This window comes from Telluria beijingensis (assembly GCF_030770395.1).
Taxonomy (GTDB): domain Bacteria; phylum Pseudomonadota; class Gammaproteobacteria; order Burkholderiales; family Burkholderiaceae_D; genus Telluria; species Telluria beijingensis.
The window spans coordinates 4,646,836-4,669,102 of the sequence record NZ_CP132480.1; the positions used below are offsets into that span (position 1 = coordinate 4,646,836).

General features: G+C 65.8%; 19 protein-coding genes and 1 tRNA gene. 7 read left to right on the forward strand and 13 right to left on the reverse strand.

Annotation, left to right across the window (positions count from 1 at the left end):
* Positions 1-17 precede the first annotated feature (17 nt).
* Positions 18-2,180: a polyphosphate kinase 1 gene (ppk1, locus tag Q9246_RS20440; RefSeq protein ID WP_306392587.1), complete on the forward strand. Its 2,163-nt coding sequence runs from the start codon at positions 18-20 to the stop codon at positions 2,178-2,180.
* Positions 2,152-2,610 (forward strand): SixA phosphatase family protein, encoded by a 459-nt coding sequence (locus tag Q9246_RS20445; protein ID WP_306392589.1) that lies wholly within the window; start codon positions 2,152-2,154, stop codon positions 2,608-2,610. Before ppk1 ends, Q9246_RS20445 begins: the two co-directional genes overlap by 29 nt.
* A gap of 177 nt (positions 2,611-2,787) precedes the next feature.
* On the opposite strand, the gene Q9246_RS20450 is transcribed toward Q9246_RS20445, so the two are convergent.
* The 3 genes from Q9246_RS20450 to Q9246_RS20460 all read right to left on the reverse strand — a co-directional run bounded on the left by Q9246_RS20450 (position 2,788) and on the right by Q9246_RS20460 (position 5,733).
* Entirely contained in the window at positions 2,788-4,236 is a 1,449-nt protein-coding gene (locus tag Q9246_RS20450) for a Ppx/GppA phosphatase family protein (RefSeq protein ID WP_306392590.1), read from the reverse strand.
* Positions 4,237-4,375: 139 nt separating this feature from the next.
* Positions 4,376-4,567 carry a hypothetical protein gene (locus Q9246_RS20455; protein ID WP_306398284.1) on the reverse strand — a complete coding sequence of 64 codons (192 nt, stop codon included), beginning with the start codon at positions 4,565-4,567 and terminating at the stop codon, positions 4,376-4,378.
* Positions 4,564-5,733 (reverse strand): PepSY-associated TM helix domain-containing protein, encoded by a 1,170-nt coding sequence (locus Q9246_RS20460; RefSeq protein ID WP_306392592.1) that lies wholly within the window; start codon positions 5,731-5,733, stop codon positions 4,564-4,566. Before Q9246_RS20460 ends, Q9246_RS20455 begins: the two co-directional genes overlap by 4 nt.
* A 119-nt stretch (positions 5,734-5,852) precedes the next feature.
* Between Q9246_RS20460 and Q9246_RS20465 the strand changes: the two genes are divergently transcribed.
* Positions 5,853-8,051 carry a TonB-dependent receptor gene (locus Q9246_RS20465; protein ID WP_306392593.1) on the forward strand — a complete coding sequence of 733 codons (2,199 nt, stop codon included), beginning with the start codon at positions 5,853-5,855 and terminating at the stop codon, positions 8,049-8,051.
* A gap of 9 nt (positions 8,052-8,060) precedes the next feature.
* On the opposite strand, the gene Q9246_RS20470 is transcribed toward Q9246_RS20465, so the two are convergent.
* The 4 genes from Q9246_RS20470 to ppsA form a co-directional block, all read right to left on the reverse strand.
* Positions 8,061-8,870, reverse strand: a complete 810-nt coding sequence (locus Q9246_RS20470) for an SDR family oxidoreductase (protein WP_306392594.1) — start codon at positions 8,868-8,870, stop codon at positions 8,061-8,063.
* Positions 8,867-9,787 carry an SPFH domain-containing protein gene (locus Q9246_RS20475; RefSeq protein WP_306392596.1) on the reverse strand — a complete coding sequence of 307 codons (921 nt, stop codon included), beginning with the start codon at positions 9,785-9,787 and terminating at the stop codon, positions 8,867-8,869. The genes Q9246_RS20470 and Q9246_RS20475 overlap by 4 nt, the downstream gene beginning before the upstream one ends.
* A gap of 45 nt (positions 9,788-9,832) precedes the next feature.
* Entirely contained in the window at positions 9,833-10,255 is a 423-nt protein-coding gene (locus tag Q9246_RS20480; RefSeq protein ID WP_306392597.1) for an NfeD family protein, read from the reverse strand.
* A gap of 176 nt (positions 10,256-10,431) precedes the next feature.
* Positions 10,432-12,786: a phosphoenolpyruvate synthase gene (gene ppsA, locus Q9246_RS20485; protein ID WP_422802396.1), complete on the reverse strand. Its 2,355-nt coding sequence runs from the start codon at positions 12,784-12,786 to the stop codon at positions 10,432-10,434.
* Between the two features lie 278 nt (positions 12,787-13,064).
* Between ppsA and ppsR the strand changes: the two genes are divergently transcribed.
* Positions 13,065-13,913 carry a posphoenolpyruvate synthetase regulatory kinase/phosphorylase PpsR gene (ppsR, locus tag Q9246_RS20490; protein ID WP_306392601.1) on the forward strand — a complete coding sequence of 283 codons (849 nt, stop codon included), beginning with the start codon at positions 13,065-13,067 and terminating at the stop codon, positions 13,911-13,913.
* Positions 13,914-14,446: 533 nt separating this feature from the next.
* Positions 14,447-14,531: transfer RNA gene (locus Q9246_RS20495), tRNA-Leu, on the forward strand.
* Between the two features lie 86 nt (positions 14,532-14,617).
* On the opposite strand, the gene cueR is transcribed toward Q9246_RS20495, so the two are convergent.
* On the reverse strand, positions 14,618-15,025 hold the full coding sequence (cueR, locus tag Q9246_RS20500; protein WP_306392603.1) for a Cu(I)-responsive transcriptional regulator: 408 nt from the start codon (positions 15,023-15,025) through the stop codon (positions 14,618-14,620).
* A gap of 101 nt (positions 15,026-15,126) precedes the next feature.
* Between cueR and Q9246_RS20505 the strand changes: the two genes are divergently transcribed.
* Positions 15,127-15,333 carry a hypothetical protein gene (locus Q9246_RS20505; RefSeq protein WP_306392604.1) on the forward strand — a complete coding sequence of 69 codons (207 nt, stop codon included), beginning with the start codon at positions 15,127-15,129 and terminating at the stop codon, positions 15,331-15,333.
* An 81-nt stretch (positions 15,334-15,414) separates the two neighbouring features.
* Entirely contained in the window at positions 15,415-15,987 is a 573-nt protein-coding gene (phaP, locus tag Q9246_RS20510) for a TIGR01841 family phasin (RefSeq protein WP_306392605.1), read from the forward strand.
* 23 nt (positions 15,988-16,010) lie between these two features.
* Here phaP and tssA read toward each other — a convergent pair whose 3' ends face one another.
* The 5 genes from tssA to tssC all read right to left on the reverse strand — a co-directional run bounded on the left by tssA (position 16,011) and on the right by tssC (position 22,267).
* On the reverse strand, positions 16,011-17,000 hold the full coding sequence (gene tssA, locus Q9246_RS20515; RefSeq protein WP_306392607.1) for a type VI secretion system protein TssA: 990 nt from the start codon (positions 16,998-17,000) through the stop codon (positions 16,011-16,013).
* Between the two features lie 9 nt (positions 17,001-17,009).
* A complete protein-coding gene (gene tssH, locus Q9246_RS20520) occupies positions 17,010-19,667 on the reverse strand; it encodes a type VI secretion system ATPase TssH (protein ID WP_306392609.1) in 2,658 nt (885 codons plus the stop codon).
* A gap of 27 nt (positions 19,668-19,694) precedes the next feature.
* Positions 19,695-20,165 (reverse strand): type VI secretion system baseplate subunit TssE, encoded by a 471-nt coding sequence (tssE, locus tag Q9246_RS20525; RefSeq protein WP_306392611.1) that lies wholly within the window; start codon positions 20,163-20,165, stop codon positions 19,695-19,697.
* A gap of 89 nt (positions 20,166-20,254) precedes the next feature.
* The gene (locus tag Q9246_RS20530) at positions 20,255-20,746 is read right to left on the reverse strand and encodes an Hcp family type VI secretion system effector (protein WP_306392613.1); all 492 of its coding nucleotides are present in this window, start codon (positions 20,744-20,746) and stop codon (positions 20,255-20,257) included.
* Positions 20,747-20,776: 30 nt separating this feature from the next.
* Positions 20,777-22,267, reverse strand: coding sequence for a type VI secretion system contractile sheath large subunit (gene tssC / locus Q9246_RS20535; protein WP_306392615.1), 1,491 nt, complete (start codon positions 22,265-22,267; stop codon positions 20,777-20,779).

The window sequence follows — 22,267 nt, forward strand, 5'->3', positions numbered from 1 at the left end:
GACTACGACCGCAGACCATGGACATGAAAAAAAAGGCCATCGAGGCTGAGCTCAAACAATTTTCCGACGGCGGCGCCTACCTGAACCGCGAGCTGTCGCTGCTCGAATTCAACCGCCGCGTGCTGGCCCAGGCCGAAGACCCCGCCATTCCCCTGCTCGAACGCCTGCGCTTTTTATGCATCGTGGCGAGCAACCTGGACGAATTCTTCGAAGTGCGGGTGGCCAGCCTGCTGGCCCAGTACCAGATGGACCGCGCCAGCGGCGCCCTGCCCGACGGCCTGGCGGCAAGCCTCGAACGCGCCAGCGCCGAATGCCGCCACCTGATCGCGCGCCAGTACAGCCTGTTCAACACCGAGATCCAGCCGCAGTTGTCGGAGCACGGCATCCACCTGCTGCACCGCAGCGACCGCAACGCCGCCCAGCGCGCCTGGGTCAAGCAGTACTTCGACCGCGAGGTGCGCCCGCTCCTGACGCCGATCAGCCTCGACCCGGCCCACCCCTTCCCGCGCGTGATCAACAAGAGCCTCAACTTCATCGTCGAACTGGGCGGCAAGGATGCCTTCGGGCGCGGCTCGGGCATCGCCATCATGAAGGCGCCGCGCGTGCTGCCGCGCGTGATCCGGCTGCCGGACGAGCTCTCGGACAAGAAAGGCGCGTCCTACTGCATGCTGTCGTCGGTGATCCAGGCCCATATGGCCGACCTGTTCACCGGCCGCGAAGTGGTGTCGTACTCGCAGTTCCGGGTCACCCGCAACAGCGACCTGTGGGTCGACGAAGAAGAGGTGAAAAACCTGCGCCAGGCCTTGCAGAGCGAGTTGCACGGCCGCCAGTACGGCTTCGCGGTGCGGCTCGAGGTGGGCCGCTCCTGCCCCGAGCATTTGTCCGACTTCTTGCTCAACCAGTTCCACATCGACCGCAGCCGCCTGTTCACGGTCGACGGCCCGGTCAACCTGGGCCGGCTGCTGGAAATCGTCAACAGCAACGACCAGGCCGAGCTGAAATTCCCGCCCTATGTCGCCGGCCATCCGGCCAAGCTGTCCGGCCCCGACCTGTTCGCCACCCTGCGCAAGAACGACGCGCTGCTGCACCATCCGTTCGAATCGTTCCAGCCGGTGATCAACTTCATCGCCTGCGCGGCGGCCGATCCGAACGTGGTGGCGATCAAGCAGACCATCTACCGCGCGGGCAGCAATTCGGAACTGGTCGAGGCCCTGATCGAGGCCGCGCGGCGCGGCAAGGAAGTCACCGTCATCGTCGAACTGATGGCGCGCTTCGACGAAGAAGCCAATATCAACTGGGCCGAGAAGCTCGAGCAGGCCGGGGCCCAGGTGGTGTACGGCGTGGTCGGGCTCAAGACCCATGCCAAGATGGCGCTGGTGCTGCGTCGCGAGCCGAACGGCCTGCGCCGCTACGCCCACCTCGGCACCGGCAACTACAACCCGACCACGGCCCGGTTCTATACCGACATGGGCCTGCTGACGGCCGATCCAGACCTGACCGCCGACGTCAACGAGGTCTTCATCCACCTCACCAGCATGACCCGCCCCAAGCAGCTCGCGAGCATCTGGCTGGCGCCGTTCTCGCTGCAGAAGGAGGTCGTGCGCGCGATCCGGCAAGAGGCCGACATCGCGCGCCAGGGCCGACCGGGGCGCATCATCGCCAAGATGAATTCGCTCACCGACGAATCGGTGATCAAGGCGCTGTACGACGCGTCCCAGGCCGGGGTCAGGATCGACCTGGTCATTCGCGGCGCCTGCTCGCTGCGGCCTGGCGTGGCGGGGCTGTCCGAGAACATCAAGGTGCGCTCGATCGTCGGCCGCTTTTTGGAGCACACGCGCATCTTCTACTTCCGCAACGACCTGAAGCACGATGTGGTGCTCAGCAGCGCCGACTGGATGAACCGCAACCTGTTCCGCCGGGTCGAAGTGGCATTCCCGATCCGCTCCACTGCGCTCAAGCGACGCGTGATGCGCGAAGGGCTGCATCCCTACCTGAAGGACAACGTCAACGCCTGGGAACTGGCGCCCGACGGCCGTTACCGCCGCCGCAAGGCGCGCGGCAAGCAGCAGCAGTACAGCGCGCAACAGGTGTTGATGGACATGCTGGGCGCCGACAACCCCGATCACGATAGTAACGACAAGGAGACCGAGCATGGAACTGATCCTGTGGCGCCACGCTGAGGCCGAGCCGGGAGAACCGGACCTCTCGCGCGAACTGACGCCCAAGGGCCAACGCCACGCCGCGCGCATGGGCGCCTGGCTCGACCGCAAACTGCCGCCCGCCTGCCGCATCCTGGTGAGCCCCGCCACGCGCTGCATCCAGACCGTCGAGGCGCTGGGGCGGCGCTACGAGGTGGTCGAGGCGCTCGGCACCGAGTCGAACGCCGAGGCGATCATCGAAGCCTGCGGCTGGCCGGAGCACCGCCAGCCGGCGCTGATCGTCGGCCACCAGCCCCTGCTGGGGCAAGTGGCGTCGATGGTGCTGTGCGGGGACAAGCAGGACTGGCGCATCCGCAAGGCGGGGGTGTTCTGGATCGAGCACAAGGAACCGGAAGGCGTTCCGTATATCCGGCTGGTGGCGGGGCCGGATGTGATTGGCAAGTTGCGCTGAACCGGGCCACACCGCCCACACGTCGATCACGCCAATCAACGTCGTTCCCGCGGAGGCGGGAACCCAAGACTTCTGCCTGGCGGACTGCCTTGAACTGATCGTCAACTCAAGCACGCTTGGGTTCCCGCCTGCGCGGGAACGACGGTGGTGGTGTGGGGATTTCGGGCCAGGTCAGGGTCAGCGTACCTGGAAGCCTAATCCCACGTCGTTCCAGCTGCACTCTTCCTTCTCGAACCACGGCGCCAGCGTCGGATGCCGCGCCAGCAGTTCCGGCGGCAGGTCGATCTCGATCTTGCCTTTCATGCGCAGCCGCAGGCCGCCGATATCGTTGTCGGCGCGCGCATGCATGAACACGACCGCGAGGCGCAGCGCCAGCACCGCCTTGGCCAGGTCGGGCTCCACCAGCGCTTCGCGGATCTTGCGCAGATTGCCCTTCTGTCCCAGCACCAGGGTCGCCAGCAGGCGCTGCTCGCGCGTGGTGAAGCCGCCCAGGTCGGCATGCTCGACGATGTAGGCGCCGTGCTTGTGGGCGCCGCTCATCGAGATCGCCAGGCCGATCTCGTGCAGCATCGCGCTCCAGGCCAGGTAGTGCGGCTGGCTGTCGGCCTGCGGCTGCAGGCGTTCGTACAGCAGGGTCGCGATGCCGCAGGTGCGCAGCGCGCGCTGGGTATCGACCCGGAAGCGCTGCATGCACGAGCGGATCGCGGCGTCGCGCCGGTCGCGCCGGTTGGCGCGCAGCTCGAGGTCGGACAGCACGCCCAGGCGCAGCCCGGCATTGATCGCCTGCAGGCGCTCGACTTTCAGCTCTTGCATGGCGCCGATCAGCACCGTCAGCCCGCCCACCATCACCGGCACCCGGTCGCGCTTCACGCCCTGCAGGGCGAAGGCGTCCACGTGGCCCAGTTCGATCAGGATGTCGCGCAAGGCGTGCAGGCTGGCCTGCGACACCGTGCCGTCGCCGATCGCGTTGCGGCCAATGACTTCGGAAATCGCGCGCATGGTGCCGGACGAGCCGTAGGCGGCGTCCCAGCCCTGGGCATGGTACAGCGAGGCGGCGTCCTCGAAGCGGGCGCGCGCCGCGGTGACGGCGGCGTCGAAGGCGCGCGCCGTGATGCGGCCGTCCTCGAAGTAGGCGCGGGTCTGCGGCTGGGTGCCGATGCCGAACGATTCGACCAGGTGGATCTCGCTGCCGGTGCCGGCGATGACCTCGGTCGAGCCGCCGCCGATGTCGATGATCAGGCGCCGCTCGTCCTGGCGTTCGATGGCGCGCGTCACGCCCATATAGATCAGGCGCCCTTCTTCCTCGCCCGAGATGATCTCGATCGGGTACCCGATCGCCGCCTCGAGCTGCGGCAGCAGCTGGTCGGCGTTCCGGGCCACGCGCATGGTGTTGGTGGCCACCACGCGCACGGCGTCGAGGTGGTATTCGTCGAGGATCTTGCGGAATTCGCCCAGGCAGCGGATGGCGCTGCGCATCGCCGCCTCGGTGAGCATGTTCTCGCTGTCGAGCCCCGCGGCAAGGCGGATCGGGTCGCGCGCCGTGCGCACGATGTGCATGCGGGCGCCGAGCGGCTCGCCGATGTGCAGGCGGAAGCTGTTGGACCCGAGATCGACTGCTGCAAACATGATGCCTCTCGAAAGTGAACGAATCCCGCGGGCAGCTCGCTGCTGCGCGCGGGATCAGGCGTCAAGTATACAGCGTCAAGCGGCGCAGGCCAAATCCGGCGCACCGGAACGGGACCGCCAAGGCGCCGACTGTTGCGGTTCAGCCTTCCCGGCGCGCGGCGGGACGGCGGCGCAGGCAGTACCAGGCGCCCACCAGGCAGGGAATGCCGAGCGTGACGGCCGACAATGCGTCCCAGATGCCGTCGCCCAGCAGGGCCGAGATCAGGCCAATGGTGGTCAGGATCGCGAGCACGATCGGCGCGCCCCAGATTTGCATCGGTGTGCGGCTCACGATGCGCCTCCTTCACGCGCCAGGACCGGCACGCCGGAGTTCTTGTCGAGCGCCGCGGCCTTGGCGCTCGCGTTGGCGGTCTTGCCGCGCTTGACCCACAGGTACAGGCCGGTGACCAGGATCACGATGGTCGCAATGTCGAGCAGCGCCCACAGGAATTTCATCCACTGTCCGCCGTAGTCGCCGAAGTGCAGCGGCTGCGACACCAGCAGCGCCTTCAGGTACCACGGCAGTTGCGGGGCGTCGGTCAGTTCGCCGGTATGGGCGTCGACCAGCACCGGCTGGTACATGCGCGAGCTGAATGGTTCGTCGCCATTCATGAAGATGCCGTAGTGGTGGGCGCTGCTGAAGTCGGTGCCGGGGAAGGCCACGAAGGCGACCCGCATGCCAGGCAGGCGTTCCTTCGCTTTTTCGATCGCGTCGTGCACCGACGCGGTGTGCGGCTGCGGCGTCTTGTCCTTGTACTGGGCCAGGATCTGGGACAGTTCGTTGTGCTGGTAATACTTGAGCATCAGGTCGGCCCAGGTATTGATCATGCCGGTGCCGCCGACCACGAACAGCCAGGTGAGCGTGACGATGCCCAGCAGGTTGTGCATGTCGAGCCATTTGAGGCGGCTGCTCTTTTCCTTGCGCACGGTGCCGAAATCGAGCTTGCGCATGAAGGGTGAGTACAGGACCGCGCCGCTGACGATCGCTACCAGAAGCAATAGGGCCATGAACCCCAAAAACAGCTTGCCGGCCAGGCCCATGAACAGGTCGACGTGCAGCGCCAGCATGGTCGACATGAACACGCCGCCCTCGAAAGCCGGCTCCACGATCACCTTGGTGGTGCGCGCGTCGACCGCGATCGGCTTGTAGTCGTGGTCGTGCATATGGTCGGCCAGGGTCACGTGCCAGATCTCGGGGACGCCCGCCTCCTGCGAGATGAACATCGGCTTCTTGGTCGGGTACAGCTCCTTGGCCGAGGCGATCACGGCGTCGACGTTGCCCATCGGGGTCGGCTGCGCCAGCACCGGCGGCTCGACCTCGTTGCCCAGCAGGTGGCCGATCTCGTGGTGGTAGATGAGCGGCAGGCCGGTCAGGCATAGCAGCAGCATGAAGATGGTGCAGACCAGGCTGCTCCACTTGTGGATCCAGCCCCAGCGGCGCAAGGAAACGGGTGACATGTTATTGGGTAGGCTTTATAGCTAGAGATACAGACCATGAATAATAATCGTTCTCATTTACATAATCAAGCATCCGGCATAGAATGCGCGTTACTTTTAACGCATAAAAAGAGCACGCCATGAAACCCCGCCGCTTCACCCCGACACCGGCCGCGCTGGCCGCCGCCCTCCTCGTATCCGGCACCGCATTCGCGCAACAGGCGAACAGCGCGCAGGGCAACGTGCAGGACAGCGATCCGGCCGTCGCGACCGTCGTCATCACCGCCTCGGCCGACGCCTCGGCCCAGGGCTTGCCGGCCGCCTATGCCGGCGGCCAGGTGGCGCGCGGCGGACGTCTCGGCCTGCTGGGCAACGTCGACATCATGGACACCCCGTTCAACAGCACCAACTACACCCATGCGCTGATCCAGGACCAGCAGGCGCGCAGCGTGGCCGACGTAGTGCAGAACGATCCATCGGTGCGGGTGGCGCGCGGCTTCGGCAACTACCAGGAGCTGTACATGATCCGCGGCTTCGCCGTCGGCTCCGACGACACGGCCTACAACGGCCTGTATGGCCTGCTGCCGCGCCAGTTCATCGCGACCGAGCTGATGGAACGGGTCGAGGTGCTGCGCGGCGCGCACAGCTTCATCAACGGCGCGGCGCCGGCCGGCGGCAGCATCGGCGGCTCGATCAACATCCTGCCCAAGCGCGCCCCGAACCAGGAACTGAGCGAAGTCACGCTCGGCGTCGAGACCGGCGGCCAGGGCTATGGCGCCATCGACCTGGGCCGCCGCTTCGGCGAGCAGGGCCGCGCCGGCATCCGCGTCAACGTCGCCCACCGCAACGGCGACACGGCGGTCGACCGCGAAGAGCGCGAACTGTCCGTGTATTCGATCGGCGTCGACTACCGCGGCCGCGGCTACCGCCTGTCGGCCGACATCGGCGCGCAAGACCATCAACTCACCAATGCCCGCCCCAGCGTCAACCTGGCGGCCGGCGTGCCACTGGTCGCGGCGCCCGAGGCCGACCGCAACTTCGCCCAGCCCTGGACCGTCTCGAACGAGCGCCACACCTTCGGCACCGTGCGCGCCGAGGTCGACCTGGGCCGCGACGCGGTGGCCTGGGCCGCGGCCGGCGCGCGCAGCGGCCAGGAATTCAACATCCTGTCGGGCATCACGGTCAACAACGTCGCCGGCGACGCCACCATGGACCGCTTCGACAATATCCGCAAGGACCAGGTGCGCACCGGCGAGGTGGGCGTGCGCGGCTCGCTGCGCACCGGCTTCGTCAAGCACGTGCTGAGCGCCTCGGCATCTAGCTTCCATTCCAAGTCGCGCAATGCCTACGGCATGGCCGATTTCGCCGGCTTCGGCTCGAACCTGTACCGTCCGCGCGACGTGGCGGCGCCGCCATCGACCTTCTTCACCGGCGGCGACATGCGCAATCCGCTGGTGACCTCGAAGACGATCCTGTCGGGCCTGGCGATCGCCGACACCATGTCGTTCATGGACGACATGGTGCTGGTCAACGTCGGCCTGCGCCACCAGCGCATCAAGGACTTCGGCTACGACTACAACACGGGCCTCGAGAACGCCGGCTACGAGCAGAGCAAGAACACGCCGTTCGCCGCCATCGTCTACAAGCCGCGCAACGACCTGTCGGTATACGCCAACTACAGCGAAGGCCTGCAGCGCGGCGCCACCGCCTCGGGCGACGACATCATCAACCAGGGCGAGATCTTCGCGCCCTACGTCGCGCGCCAGCGCGAGGCCGGCGTCAAGTACGACAGCGGCCGCTATGGCTTGACCGCGGCCGTGTTCACCACCAGCCAGCCGAGCGCCTACGTGCAGGATCGCGTGTTCGGCATCTATGGCGAGCAGCGCAACCGCGGCCTCGAGCTGTCGGTGTTCGGCAATCCGGTGCGCGGCCTGCGCCTGCTGGGCGGCCTGACCCTGATCGACGCCGAGCAACGCATCACCGCCGGCGGCATCAACCAGGGCAAGGACGCGATCGGCGTGCCGGGGACGCAGCTGAACATGGGCGCCGACTGGGACGTGCCGGGCGTGGACGGCCTGGCGCTCAATGCGCGCACCGTCTACACCTCGAAACAGTATGCCGATGGCGCCAATACCCGCGAGCTGCCGTCGTGGACCCGCCTGGACCTGGGCGCCACCTACCACACCCGCTTCATGGAGCGCGACCTGACCCTGCGCGCGCGCGTGGACAACGTCACCGACAAGAATTACTGGGCGTCGGCCGGCGGTTATCCGGGGTCGAGCTACCTGGTGCTGGCGGCGCCGCGCAGCGTGGTGGTGTCGGCGACGCTGGGGTTCTAGACCAGCCGCTCATTGCGGGCGCAGGTCGTCTTTCACGGCGGCCAGCGCCATCTTCTCCACCACGCCGGGCGCAATCAGCTTGAGCCAGCGCCCTAGCCGGCCCTGCGTGGTCATCACGACTTCCCGTTCGCGCCGCTCCATGGCGCGCACGATCAGGCGCGCGCATTCCTCCACTGGCATCGCCCTTTCTTCCTTCAGCGCGCTGGCGCCGGCTTCTTCGCCCCTGGCGTTGAAGCCGCGGTAGCGGATGCGGGTGGCTACCACGCCCGGATAGGCGGTGGTGACGCTGACGCCATGGTCTTTCATCTCGGCCCGCAGCGCCTCGAAAAAGCCGCTCATCGCGAACTTGGTGGCGCAATAGGCGGTGCGGCCCGGCACGCCGACCAGGCCGGCCAGCGAGGACACGGCGACGATGGCGCCGCGGCTGGCTTTCAGCTGCGGCAGCGCGGCCCGGGTGCACCACACGCTGCCCCACACGTTCACCCGCATCAGCTCTTCATACCAGGCCAGGTCGTCGACCTCCTCGAATAGCGCGTGCGCCGAGCGGCCGGCATTATTGACCAGCACGTCGATGCGGCCGAAGCGTTCGACTGCCTGCGCCACCAGGCGCCGGCAATCGTCATGGCGGCCGGCATCGAAGGCCACCGTGAGCGTCTCGGCGCCCAGCGCCCGGCACTGGCCGGCGACCAGCTCGAGCGGCCCCTGGTTGCGCGCGGCGAGGACCAGCGCGATGGCGGCGCCGTCGCGGGCCGCGAGCTGGCGCGCGATCTCGGCGCCAATGCCGTCCGAGCCGCCGGTGACGATGACGACGCGCTTCACTTCTGCGCCTTCACGATCTGCAGGGCGCTGGCGATGACGGTGCTCATATCGCCCAGGTTGGCCGGCACGATCAGGGTATTGTTGGTCTTGGCCAGGTTGGCGAAGGCGTCCACGTAGTGCTCGGCCACGCGCAGGTTGACGGCATCCATGCCGCCCGGCGAGGCAATCGCATCGCCGACCTGACGCAGGGCCGCTGCGCTGGCGTCGGCCAGGGCCACGATGGCGGCCGCCTCGCCCTGGGCGCGGTTGATCTCGGCCTGCTTCTCGCCTTCCGAGCGCGCGATGGCGGCCTCGCGTTCGCCGCTGGCGATATTGATCTGCTCCTGGCGCCGCCCCTCGGAGGCCGCGATCAGGGCCCGCTTCTCGCGCTCGGCCGTGATCTGCGCCTGCATCGCGTGCAGGATCTCGGCCGGCGGGGTCAGGTCCTTGATCTCGTAGCGCAGCACCTTGACGCCCCAGTTGGCGGCCGATTCGTCGATCGCGTTGACGATGTGGGTGTTGATGTGGTCGCGCTCCTCGAACGTCTTGTCCAGTTCCATGCGGCCGATCACCGAGCGCAGGGTGGTCTGGGCCAGCTGGGTGATGGCCTGGATATAGTTGGACGAGCCGTAGGACGCGCGCATGGCGTCGGTCACCTGGAAGTACAGGATGCCGTCCACCTGCAATTGCGTGTTGTCGCGCGTGATGCAGACCTGCGGCGGGACGTCGAGCGGGATCTCCTTCAGGCTGTGCTTATAGGCGACGCGGTCGACGAAGGGCACCACGATGTTCAGGCCGGGGGCCAGGGTGGCGTGGTACTTGCCGAGGCGCTCGACGACCCAGGCGTTCTGCTGCGGCACCACGTTGATGGTCTTGAACACGAAGACCAGGGCGATGGCGAAGATCACGATCGCGACCACGCTGAAAGACAGTTCCATGTGCATCCCTTTTTATAATGAGTTGTTGTTGCGTTGCGTGCGCCGTCAGCGTCGGGCCACGATCAGGCGGTTGCCCTGCACCTCGACGATCTCGAAGTCGCCCGGCTGCGGTTCGGTCCCGGCGCGCAGCTCGACGTCCCACAGGGCGCCGCGGTACATCACGCGCGCGCGCCGGTCCTGCCACTGCGGCACCGTGACGCGCTGGCCGATGTCGAGGTTGATGCTGGGATCGTTCGCGGCCTGGCCGCGACCCGGCCTGGCGTAGCGGGTGCGGCGCAGGACCAGGGTGGCGGCGATGCCGACACTTGCCGCCACCAGCGTCTGCAGCGGGCCACTGGCGCCGAGCCAGGCGGCGAGCGCTCCGAACAGCAGGCCGATCGCAATCATCAAGAGGTAGAACGTGCCGATGAACAGCTCGGCCACGATCAGGATGCCGGCCCCAATGAGCCAGTACGTCCAGTCGGACATGGCAGGGTCTCCTTTGTCGTTATTGAATAAAAAAACCCTCGCTACCCGGGATGGGTAAGGAGGGTTTGTCGGACCGCGCTAGTAACTGCGGCGGTCGTGGTCGAGGGCTCGGAAATCGGGTCATCCCCGCCAGTGTAGCACCGCCCGCACCGCTTGGGGCAAGGCGGCGCCTCGGATCAGGATTGGGCCAGCTTTTGCCAGGTCTCGATCACCGAGTCCGGGTTGAGCGACATCGACTCGATGCCCTCGTCCACCAGCCACTGGGCGAAGTCCGGATTGTCCGACGGCCCCTGGCCGCAGATGCCGATGTACTTGCCCTGCGCGCGGCAAGCCTTGATCGCCAGCGACAGCAGCGCCTTGACGGCTGGGTCGCGCTCATCAAAGTCCTTGGCCAGCAGCTCCATGCCGGAGTCGCGGTCCAGGCCCAGGGTCAGCTGGGTCAGGTCGTTGGAGCCGATCGAGAAGCCGTCGAAGTGCTGCAGGAACTGCTCGGCCAGGATGGCGTTGGACGGCACTTCGCACATCATGATCAGGCGCAGGCCGTTTTCGCCACGCTTCAGGCCATTCTTGGCCAGCAGCTCGACCACCTTCTCGGCCTGGCCCAGGGTGCGCACGAACGGCACCATCAGCTCGACGTTGGTCAGGCCCATGTCGTTGCGCACGCGCTTCATGGCCGCGCACTCCATCGCGAACGACTCGGCGAAGTCGTCGGCCAGGTATCGCGCCGCGCCGCGGAAGCCCAGCATCGGGTTCTCTTCGTCCGGCTCGTAGCGCGAACCGCCGATCAGCTTCTTGTACTCGTTCGACTTGAAGTCGGACAGGCGCACGATGACCGGCTTGGGCCAGAAGGCGGCGGCGATGGTGGCCACGCCTTCGACCAGCTTGTCGACGTAGAAGGCGCGGGGCGAGGCGTGGCCGCGGGCTACCGATTCCACCGCCTTTTTCAGGTCGGCGTCGATGTTTGGGTACTCGAGGATAGCCTTCGGGTGCACGCCGATATTGTTGTTGATGATGAACTCGAGGCGCGCCAGGCCGACGCCGTTATTGGGCACCGACTGGAAGTCGAAGGCCAGTTGCGGGTTGCCGACGTTAAGCATGATCTTGGTCTTGATCGGCGGCAGTTCGCCGCGCGAGACCTCGGTGACCTCGGTTTCGAGCAGGCCGTCGTAGATCATGCCTTCGTCGCCTTCGGCGCACGAGACCGTGACCAGGGTGCCGTCCTTCAGCACGTCGGTCGCGTCGCCGCAGCCGACCACCGCCGGCACGCCCAGTTCACGGGCGATGATCGCCGCGTGGCAGGTGCGACCGCCGCGGTTGGTGACGATCGCCGAGGCGCGCTTCATGACCGGTTCCCAGTTCGGGTCGGTCATGTCGGCGACCAGCACGTCGCCCGGCTGCACGCGCTCCATCTCGCTCGGGTCGGTGATGACGCGCACCGGGCCGGCGCCGATCTTCTGGCCGATCGCGCGGCCGTGGGTCAGCACGGTGCCGGTGCCTTTCAGGTGGAAGCGCTGCTGGGCATCGGTGGCTTTTTGCTGCGATTTCACGGTCTCAGGACGCGCCTGCAGGATGTACAGCTTGCCGTCGCGGCCATCCTTGCCCCACTCGATGTCCATCGGACGGCCGTAGTGGTTCTCGATGATCATCGCGTACCTGGCGAGCTCGATGACTTCTTCCTCGACCAGCGAATAGCGGTTGCGCAGCTCGATCGGCACGTCGACGGTCTTGACCGAGCGGCCGGCCTTGGCCTCGCTGGTGAATTCCATCTTGATCAGCTTGGAGCCGATATTGCGGCGGATGACGGCCGACTTGCCTTGCGCGAGCATCGGCTTGTGGACGTAGAACTCGTCCGGATTCACGGCGCCCTGCACCACGGTTTCGCCCAGGCCGTAGCTCGAGGTGATGAACACCACGTCCTTGAAGCCCGATTCGGTATCGATGGTGAACATCACGCCCGAGGCGCCGGTATCCGAGCGCACCATACGCTGCACGCCGGCCGACAGCGCGACCTCGGCGTGGGTGAAGCCCTTGTGCACGCGGTACGAGATCGCGCGGTCGTTGTAGAGCGAGGCGAAGACGTGCTTCATCGCCTCGAGCACGTTGTCGATGCCGACCACGTTCAGGAACGATTCCTGCTGGCCGGCAAAGGACGCATCCGGCAGGTCTTCGGCGGTGGCCGAGGAGCGCACGGCGAACGAGACTTCGGTTTCCGAGCCGGCGACCAGGCGCTCGTAGAACGAACGGATGTCCTGCTCCAGGCGCGGCTGGAACGGGGTCTCGACGATCCAGCCGCGGATTTCGAGGCCGGCGGCGGCCAGCGAGCGCACGTCGTCGACGTCCAGGTGCTCGAGGCGGGTCGCGATGCGCTGGCCCAGCGATGGGCCGCCGTCGACGCCGTGGTCGAGGAAGTCGCGGAAAGCGTCGGCAGTGGTGGCGAAGCCGGTCGGCACGCGCACGCCGGCGGTGGCCAGCTGGCTGATCATCTCGCCGAGCGAGGCGTTCTTGCCGCCGACCGACTCGACGTCGGTCATGCGCAAGTCCTCGAACGAGGCCACGTAGGTACGCGTGGCCTCGTCTGGCTTCAATGCTGGAGTAGCTAGGTTAGTCATGGTAAAACACCCTTACTTGATGATGGAAACCTGTTGGCGCATGGGCGCACAAGCGGGGGCGTACATGACGTGTTCTTGTTATTCTGGCCCGCGTGCAGCACAATGCAAAACCCGTTGCCGAGCATTCTACCCTGCGACAGGGTGATGTGCAGCGCACTTTTCATGCATCTTTGTCAGCAAAGCATCCCGATCCAGCCATCATGACCGACGATACCCTGCCCCCTCCCGCCACCGCCTCGCGCACCGTGTTCTTCGTGTCGGACGGCACCGGCATCACGGCGGAGACCTTCGGCCACGCCGTGCTGAGCCAGTTCGACCTGCGCTTCCGGCAGATCCGGCTGCCGTTCGTGGATTCGATCGAGAAGGCGCACGACGCCGCACGCCGCATCAACGAGAGTTTCGCGCTGCACGGCCAGCGGCCGATCGTGTTCTCGACCCTGGTCAAGCACGACCTGTCGAGCGTGATCCGGGCCGCGAACGGCATGCACATGGACCTGTTCCAGACTTTCGTGGCGCCGCTCGAACAGGAACTGGACGTCAAGTCGACGCACACGATCGGGCGCATCCACAATGCGGTGGACACCGAGGAATACAAGAACCGCATCGAAGCCATCAACTTCTCGCTGGCGCACGACGACGGCCAATCGCACAAGAACCTGGCCGAGGCCGACGTGATCCTGGTGGGCGTCTCACGCTCCGGAAAAACGCCGACGAGCCTGTACCTGGCGATGCAATACGGCCTGAAAGCCGCGAACTACCCATTGATCCCCGACGACTTCGAACGCGGCAAGCTCCCGAGCTCGCTGCCCCCGTTCAAGGCAAAACTGTTCGGCCTGACGATCACCCCCGAGCGCCTGTCGCAGATCCGAAACGAGCGCCGCGCCGGCAGCAAATACGCCTCCCTCGAAAACTGCCGCTACGAAGTCAACGAAGCCGAGCACCTGATGCGCCGCGAAGGCATCCGCTGGCTTTCCTCGACGACAAAATCCATCGAAGAAATCGCCACGACCATCCTCCAAGAAATCAAACCCGACCGCCGCGAATACTAATCCGCCAATAGGGTCAGTGTAGAATTATCGAGAAAGATTTCTAGACACCTATTTACCCTATACAAGCGAGCCTCAGCTTGCCTTAAAACTTTTGCAAAATAATTAGGGTCGGAGTCGAATTCTTTGACAACTTTGAGGAATTGCTCAGTAATTCTACTCTGACCCTCATTGTTTTTCGCCGTGTCAGCGCCCTTCGTCCAGCGTCTGGGAAACCAAATAACGCCTGGAATCGACCGCCCTTTCTGTTAGCGCTAAAACCACCCAAATTTAAATAGGGGTCGGAGTCGAATTGTTTGACAACTATTACAGATGAGCCTTTAAATCGACACCGACCCTAATTATCCGCTGAGCAATTGGCCAATAATTCTACTCCGACCCTCATTATTCATTGGGCGAATTTGGGAAATTGTTCAACAATTCTACTCTGAGGTGGCCCGGGTTTGGTGGACATCCGAATGTGGGGGTTCGAGTCCCTCCGTGGGCACCAAAATCTACCTGGTTGTAAAGCAGTATCGTAGTCAAGCAGCATCAGTGCCCACGTGGCGGAATTGGTAGACGCGCATGGTTCAGGTCCATGTGCCGCGAGGTGTGGGGGTTCGAGTCCCTCCGTGGGCACCAAAATCTACCTGGTTTTCGGACGCAAGTCCCGCAAAACGCCGTAGCCTTTACAAAAGGGTTACGGCGTTTTGCGTTTCTCCCCCGCTTTATTGCGCCGCCAGGTCATCCAGGATCGGGCAATCCGACCGCGCATCGCCATGGCAGGACGTCGCCAGGCTCTCCAGGGTTTGCTTCATCGCCTCCATTTCCGCGATCTTGCGGTTGAGTTCCGTAATATGCGCTTGCGCCAACGCCCGCACATCGGCGCTGGCCCGATGTTTATCCTCCCACAGCGCCAGTAAATCCCCGATCTGCTCCAGCGAAAACCCCAACGCCCGCCCGCGATGGATGAATTGCAGCACCCGCACATCCTGCTCGCAGTACACGCGATAGCCGGCCTCGGTGCGGCGCGGTTCCTTCACCAGGCCAATCGACTCGTAATGACGGATCATCTTGGCCGTCACGCCGGACGCGCGCGCGGCGTCGCCGATATTCATCCCGGGTGCATGCTGCATGGCGTCCTCCTGTTGTTTCAGAGCCCAAGCATACACCTTCCCACCATGGGAAGCTCAAGCACCGCTTGACTTGCGGCCGAGAACGCCCGAGCATAGCCAGCATGCAGATTCTCCGACCGGCAGCCCTCGCGGCCGCACTCGTGCTCATCCTCTCCTCGGCCCTGGCCGCGCCGGCGCCGTATTACCAGTATCGCAGCAAGCTCACCGGCGAACTGGCCTGCTCCCAGACCCCGCTCGGCGAAGGCTGGGAAAAAACAAACGGTCCCTATCGGGACATGCGTTGCGAAAAACTCATTGTTGTTAAATAATGAAAGTGGAAGACGCGGCCTTTTGACAAACACGGCCGCCACACTTCATTCAAATAACAGAGCATCCACTGAGGAGACACCATGTTTACCAGCCCGGAACAGTTCGCGAACGCCACCAAGACCCTGTTCGACCTCCAGATGCAGACTTTCAACGCCCTGGCCGGCAAAACCGTCAAGGGCGTCGAGCAAGTCGTGGCGCTGAACATGAACGCCGCAAAAAATTCGGTCGACACCACCCTGGCCGCGGGGCGTGACATGGCCCAGGCCGGCAATCCGAAAGCCGCCTTCGACACCCTGGCCGCGCGCATGCAGCCGGCCGCCGGCGTCACCACGGCCGCCGAATACACCACGCAGCTCAAATCCATCATCGACGAGATGCACGATGAATTCCGCGGCGCTGCGGACGCCCACGTGGCCGAGGCCAAGAACACGCTGTCGGCCCTGATCTACGACGTCACCCAGAACGTCAAGCCGGGCTCCGAGAATGCGGTCGAGATCATCAAGGCGGCGATCGAGAACGCCTTCAAGGGCTACGAGCAGGTCACCCAGGCCACGCGCCAGGCGGTGCAGACCGTCGAAGCCCAGTTCGAGCGCGCCAGCGCGATCGTGACTCCCAACACCACCAACACCGCCAAGACCGACAACGCCGGCTGAGCGGCGCCATCGCGCCTCCGGCGTCACGGCGCCGGTGGCTCGATCCCCAGTAAATCCTCCAGCCGCGCCAGCGCGGCGTCATCCTTGATCACCGAACGCAGCCAGGCGTGCAGCGGCTGCTCGCCCCAGCGCGCCGCCTTCTCCGCCAGGTAGGCCACGGGGCTGTGCGGTTCGGTGCGGCGGAAGAATTCGGCCACCTGGCGCAGCTGGGCCAGGGCCTGGTCGCGGTGCTGGAGCGGGCCGTCGATCTGCGGCGCCTTCGCCCGTACCGTGCCGGCGCCGGTCGCTACGACAGAATCCGCCAGCGCCTGGACGGTACCCGGCGTGGCCGCCGGCGCGACCAGGTCGAGCACATCGCGCAGGGCCGCGCGTCCCAGGCTGTAGCCAGGACCGTCGGCGCCCAGCCTGTCGTCGACCACCCGCTCCAGCCCCTCGAGCGTGGCCAGGCAGGCTTCGGTATCGTCGCGCAGGGTCTGCACGAAGGCGGGACTGGCGCGCGCACGCGCCGCCTCCAGTTCCGCCACCGCTTCCGGCCCCTTGGCGCGCGCGATGTCGCGCGCCTGCAGGGTCACCGCGCCACCCTCGGCAAGGGGGACGGCCTTGACCAGCGGCGCGATCCGGCTCGCCAGCCACGACAGATTACCGATGCGGCGCTCGAAGCCATCCTCGTCGGCCCGCGGATGCAGGCCATCCCAGTAGCGTTCGCACAGCGCGGCCACCAGTCCCACACCGTCGGCCAGCCCGCGCATGCCGCCGGTCTTGGCATTGGCTTCGGCCAGCCACACGGCCAGCTGCAAATCCTTGCTGCGGGTTTCGAGCAGGCCCGTGCAGCGCTTGCCGACCAGCTTCCAGTCGGCTTCCTTGAGCGCCGTGACCCAGGCTCCCTGCTCCAGCGACGGATCGTCGGCCAGCCGCGCGCGGACGATCTCGTCGACCTCGGCCGAGAAAGCCAGGTCGGCGCCGCACGGATTCTCCGGCGCGATCGGCGCCAGCAACGTTTCGATATCCAGCATGCCGCCTCCTCAGCCCTGCACCGGCTCGATCAGGTACTTGAACTTGCCGGCCCTGGTGGCGCCGACCTTCACCCGCGCGATGCCGCCGCCCTCGGCCATCCGCGCCAGCACGCTGTCCGCGATTTCCGGCAGCAAGGTGCCGTTCAGGACGTTGTCGACGTTGCGAGCGCCGGAATCGATCTCGGTACAGCGCTTCAACACCGCCTCCACCAGCGCGTCGTCGTACTCGAAACTGGCCTTGTGGTTGTCCAGCACGCGCGCGCCGATGCGCGCCAGCTTGAGGCGGATGATATTGGCCAGCACCTCGTCGCCGATCGGATAGAACGGCACCACCGCCAGCCGGCCCAGGAAGGCCGGCTTGAAGTGCTTCATGAGCACCGGCCGCAGCAGTTCGGACAGCTGCTCGGGCGTGGGCATTTCGTTCGCCGGCTTGTTCAGGCAAGCCCCCATCAACTGGCTCGATCCGACGTTCGAGGTCAGGATGATGATCGTGTTGCGAAAGTCGATCTGGCGGCCCTCGGCATCGTCCATCACGCCCTTGTCGAACACCTGGAAGAACATCTCGAGCACGTCCGGATGGGCTTTTTCGGCCTCGTCGAGCAGCACCACGCTATACGGGTTGCGCCGCACCGCTTCGGTTAGCACCCCGCCCTCGCCATAGCCGACATAGCCCGGCGGCGAGCCTTTCAGGCCGGAGACGCTATGCGCTTCCTGGTACTCGCTCATATTGATGGTGATGAGCTTGCGCTCGCCGCCATACAGGATATCGGCCAGCGCCAGCGCGGTCTCGGTCTTGCCGACGCCCGAGGTGCCGACGAACAGGAACACGCCCTTCGGCTTGTTCGGGTCGTCGAGATTGGCGCGCGCGGTGCGCACGCGCTGGGCCACCACCCCGCTGGCATGGCGCTGGCCGAGGATGCGCTCGTCCAGCATCGATTGGAGACCGACAACAGTGCGGATCTCGTCCTTGACCATGCGGCCCAGCGGGATGCCGGTCCAGGCAGCGACGATCTCGGCCACCGTATGGCCGTCGACCTGCACCGGCACCAGCGGCGCTTCGCCCTGCAGGCCGCGCAACTTGTCGTTCAGCGCGCGCAAGTCCCTGGCGCCGCTGCCGTCGTCATTCGTGCCGGATGCTTCCAGCTCGCCGCGCAGCTTGCCGATCTGGCCAGCCAGCGCCTGCTCTTCGTCCCAGCGCCGCTGCAGCATCTCCTGCTCGGCCGCGGCGCTGCCGCGCTGCAGGTTCAGGGCGGCCAATACCTCAGCGTGCTGCATGCCGGCGCTGGCGTCGCGGTTCAATGCGCTGATGCGGGCATCCAGCCGTTCGATGTGGCGGATACAGTCTTCCAGCAGCGCCGGCGTGGCGCTCTGCCCCAGCGCCACCTTGGCGCAGGCGGTATCGAGCACGCTGATCGCCTTGTCCGGCAACTGGCGGCCGCTGATGTAGCGGTGCGACAGGCGCACCGCCTCGGTGATCGCGTCGTCGTAGACGCGCACGCCGAAATGCTTTTCCATCAAGGGCGCCATCGCCCGCAGCATGCTGGATGCCGTGTCTTCATCCGGCTCCTCGACCTTGATCACTTGGAAGCGCCGCGCCAGCGCGGCATCCTTCTCGAAGTATTTCTTGTACTCGCCCCAGGTGGTGGCGGCGATGGTGCGCAACTCGCCACGCGCCAGCGCGGGTTTCAGCAGGTTGGCGGCGTCGTTCTGGCCGGCCGCGCCGCCGGCGCCGATCATGGTGTGGGCTTCGTCGATGAACAGGATGATCGCGTGGGGGCTTTTCTTGACTTCGTCGATGACGTTCTTGAGGCGGTTCTCGAACTCGCCCTTGACCGACGCCCCGGCCTGCAGCAGGCCCATGTCGAGCGTGTGGATCTCGACGCCTTTCAACACATCGGGCACGTCGCCCTGGGCGATGCGCAGCGCCAGCCCCTCGACCACGGCGGTCTTGCCGACGCCGGCTTCGCCGGTCAGGATCGGGTTGTTCTGGCGGCGCCGCATCAGGATATCGATCGCCTGCCGGATTTCCATATCGCGCCCGATGACCGGATCGACCTTGCCGTCGCGCGCGCGCTGGGTCAGGCAGGTGGTGTACTGGTCGAGGGCTGGCGTGGCGCGGCTGGCAGCGTGGGTCAGCTCGGAAGCAGCATCCGGCCCACCGGCCGGCACTTCCGGGGTCTCGTCCGGTGCTTCGCTCGAGCCGCGCGTCAACCTTTCCAGGTCGTGCTTCAGGCGATCGAGCGGGAAGCGCGCGAACAGCGGCGACGCGCGTTGCGCCAGCTGGGCCAGCGACGGCTCGGTGAGCAGCGCCAGCAGCAAGTGGCTGCTGCGGATCCGGTTCGGCTGACCAGAACCCAGGGAGGCGATCAGCCAAGCATGCTCGAACAGCAGCGGCAGGTGGCGCGAAAACACCGGCGTGCGCGCGCTGCCGGTGGCGAAGCGGGCCACTTCGCGCCGCAGGTCGGCTTCCAGGCCGGTCAGGCTGATGTCGCACTGGCGCGCGATCGCCGCCAGGTCGCTGCCCGGCTGCTCGATCAGGCCCAGGAACAGGTGCTCGACGTCGACCTCGTACTGGCCCAGCCCCACGCAGATGCCGGCGGCGCGGGTGGCGGCGGCGCGGGTGGTGTCGTTCAGCTTCGAGATGAGCGTCTTGAGGTTGATGTCCATCGTGTCTCCTGTCGGGGAAGGGCCGTCTCAGCCGCGCGCGGGCCGGGCGGTCCGGTTGATTTCGTAGTGCAGCGACGACGGCTGCAGCACCGCATTGAAATTGACTGGCTCGAGCAGGCCGTCGACATTCAATCGCGCATGGATCGCGAAATGCAGCCGGTTGACGTCGCCCGCTTGCGGCTCGAGCACGGCGCGCGCATCCTGCAGGCGCGGTTCGTGGGTGGCGATCGCATCCTCGATGCTGGCGCAGACGGCGGCGCGATCGAGGCTGCTGGTCAGGCAAAAACCGGCGAAGTCGATCAGGCCGTAGTGCAGGATCGAGGCCCGCGCCTGCGGGTAGGCGTCCAGGTGCGCGACATCGAGCGCGATGCGGGTATTGAGCAGGGCTTCGAGGTCGCGCGCCACGCTGTCCTTGAGCCCCTCGACGCCCAGCGCGCTGCCCGCCGCCCCCGGCTCGACCATCAGGCGGTCGAGCAGGCCCGGTGTGAAGCCTTTCATGGAGCCTCCCGGGAAGGCCAGATGTTCGAGGCGCGGCGGCAGGCATTGCGAAATGCGTGCCGCCGCGCGAGGATGACGGCGGATGCCGTTCAGGCGACCTTGTTGGCCGCCAGGTCCCAGCCGCCCGAGGTATTGCCGCCGGCGCCGCCGGTCACCTTCTGCTGGGTGTACTTCCACTTGATCTTCGAGAATTTCAGGCCGACCTGCTCCTGGATGATGCTGCCTTCGGCCACGCTGGGGCTGATGCCGCCGATCAGCACGTTCTCGAGCTCGATCTCGAAGTACTTGATGCGCTCGCCCTGGCCGTCGGCGCGCATGAATTCCAGCTTGGCCTTGGGGATCGTCTTGCCGGCCGAGCAGGTCTGCAGCAGGATCGGCGACGATAGGTCGGCCAGCTTGGTCAGCGCGATCTCCTGGTGCTCGCAGCGCTCGGCCGTGTGGCCGCCGCCGGTGGACGCGGTGGCCGAGCGGGGCTGGGTCACGCCCCACGAGACCGAGGTGCACTCGATCCAGTCCTTGTGCTTGTCGTCCATCGATTCGCCCTTGATCCCGTCGATCTGCAAGTACACGTCAATTGCCATGTTCTACTCCAAGTAGGTTAAAGATGAGGTCTAGCTTTTGGTCGACTGCGGAAGCTCCGCGACCAAACGGAGCGAAACGGAAAGCTCGTCGAGCTGGAAGTGCGGGCGCAGGAAGGACACCGCGCGGTACACGCCCGGCCTGCCCGGCACTTCGGACACCTGAACGCTGGCCTCGCGCAGCGGGAACTGCGCCTTCTGGTCCTGGCTCGCGTTATCGTCGAGCAGCACGTACTGGGTCAGCCAGCGGTTCAGGTAGTCCTCGACATTGGACGCCGCGGCGAAACTGCCGATCTTGTCGCGCATCATGGACTTCATGTAGTGGGCGATGCGCGAGACGGCGAAGATGTACTGCAGCTGCGACGACAGCACCGCATTGGCATTGGCCGCCTCGTTGTTGTACTTGCGCGCCTTCTGGGCCGACTGGGCGCCGAAGAAGGCTGCGTACGAGGTGTTCTTGCAGTGCACCAGCGAGATGAAGCCGAGGTCCGACAATTCCTTCTCGCGGCGGTCGGTGATCGCCACCTCGGTCGGGCATTTCAGCGCCACCTCGCCTTCGTCGGTTTTAAAGGTGTGGGTCGGCAGGTTCTCGACCAGGCCCCCGCCCTCGACCCCGCGGATCGCCGCGCACCAGCCATAGTCCTCGAAGGCGCGCGTCAGGCGGGCGCCGAAGGCATAGGCCGCGTTGCACCACAGGTAGCGGGAGTGGTCGCTGCCATCGACATCCTCGACATAGTTGAAGCCCTCGGTGGTCATGCCGTCGGCCGGATGGTAAGGCAGGCGGCCCAGGAAGCGCGGCAGGCACAGGCCGACGTAGCGCGAATCTTCCGATTCCCTGAAGGCTTTCCACTTGGCGTATTCGACGGTGTCGAACACCTTGGCCAGGTCGCGTGGTTTACCCAGGTCGCCGAAGCCCTCGACCCCGAACAGTTCCGGGCTGCTGGAGGTGATGAAGGGCGCGTGGCTGGCGGCGGCTACATGCGACATCTGCTCGAGAAAATAGATGTCCTCGGGCTGGCGCGAGATCTCGAAGTCGCCGATCAGGGTGCCGTAGGGGGCGCCGCCGAAGGTGCCGAATTCTTCTTCGTAGATCTTGTTGAACATCGTGCTCTGGTCGAATTCCATGGCCGACTGGAAGTCCTTGACCAGTTCGCGCTTGCTGGCATTGAGCATGCGGATCTGCAGGTTGGCGCTGGTGCTGCTGTTCTTGACCAGGTATTGCAGGCCGGTCCAGCTGCGCTCGAGCTTCTGGAATTCGGGCGCGTGCATGATGGAGGACAGCTGGTCCGAGATCATCCGGTCCAGTTCGGCCAGGCGCGCATCGATCGTGGCCGACAGGTTGGACGAGACGACCATCGTTCCCTGCATCACTTGCGTGACCAGTTCCGAGATCAGGTCGCGCGCGCGTTCGTGCTCGCTGCTCGACGCGGCCACGCGGCTCTCTTCGACGATCTGGTCGAGCAGCGACGCGTCGAGTTCAGGCGCTGCCGCCGCGGGCTTGGTGGATTCGAGTACCGCCGCCAT

Coding starts and splice junctions, on each gene's coding strand:
- ppk1 (WP_306392587.1), top strand. CDS start 18: ATGGACATGAAAAAAAAGGCCATCGAGGCTGAGCTCAAACAATTTTCC.
- Q9246_RS20445 (WP_306392589.1), top strand. CDS start 2,152: ATGGAACTGATCCTGTGGCGCCACGCTGAGGCCGAGCCGGGAGAACCG.
- Q9246_RS20450 (WP_306392590.1), bottom strand. CDS start 4,236: ATGTTTGCAGCAGTCGATCTCGGGTCCAACAGCTTCCGCCTGCACATC.
- Q9246_RS20460 (WP_306392592.1), bottom strand. CDS start 5,733: ATGTCACCCGTTTCCTTGCGCCGCTGGGGCTGGATCCACAAGTGGAGC.
- Q9246_RS20465 (WP_306392593.1), top strand. CDS start 5,853: ATGAAACCCCGCCGCTTCACCCCGACACCGGCCGCGCTGGCCGCCGCC.
- Q9246_RS20475 (WP_306392596.1), bottom strand. CDS start 9,787: ATGGAACTGTCTTTCAGCGTGGTCGCGATCGTGATCTTCGCCATCGCC.
- Q9246_RS20480 (WP_306392597.1), bottom strand. CDS start 10,255: ATGTCCGACTGGACGTACTGGCTCATTGGGGCCGGCATCCTGATCGTG.
- ppsA (WP_422802396.1), bottom strand. CDS start 12,786: ATGACCGACGTCGAGTCGGTCGGCGGCAAGAACGCCTCGCTCGGCGAG.
- ppsR (WP_306392601.1), top strand. CDS start 13,065: ATGACCGACGATACCCTGCCCCCTCCCGCCACCGCCTCGCGCACCGTG.
- cueR (WP_306392603.1), bottom strand. CDS start 15,025: ATGCAGCATGCACCCGGGATGAATATCGGCGACGCCGCGCGCGCGTCC.
- Q9246_RS20505 (WP_306392604.1), top strand. CDS start 15,127: ATGCAGATTCTCCGACCGGCAGCCCTCGCGGCCGCACTCGTGCTCATC.
- phaP (WP_306392605.1), top strand. CDS start 15,415: ATGTTTACCAGCCCGGAACAGTTCGCGAACGCCACCAAGACCCTGTTC.
- tssA (WP_306392607.1), bottom strand. CDS start 17,000: ATGCTGGATATCGAAACGTTGCTGGCGCCGATCGCGCCGGAGAATCCG.
- tssH (WP_306392609.1), bottom strand. CDS start 19,667: ATGGACATCAACCTCAAGACGCTCATCTCGAAGCTGAACGACACCACC.
- tssE (WP_306392611.1), bottom strand. CDS start 20,165: ATGAAAGGCTTCACACCGGGCCTGCTCGACCGCCTGATGGTCGAGCCG.
- Q9246_RS20530 (WP_306392613.1), bottom strand. CDS start 20,746: ATGGCAATTGACGTGTACTTGCAGATCGACGGGATCAAGGGCGAATCG.
- tssC (WP_306392615.1), bottom strand. CDS start 22,267: ATGGCGGCGGTACTCGAATCCACCAAGCCCGCGGCGGCAGCGCCTGAA.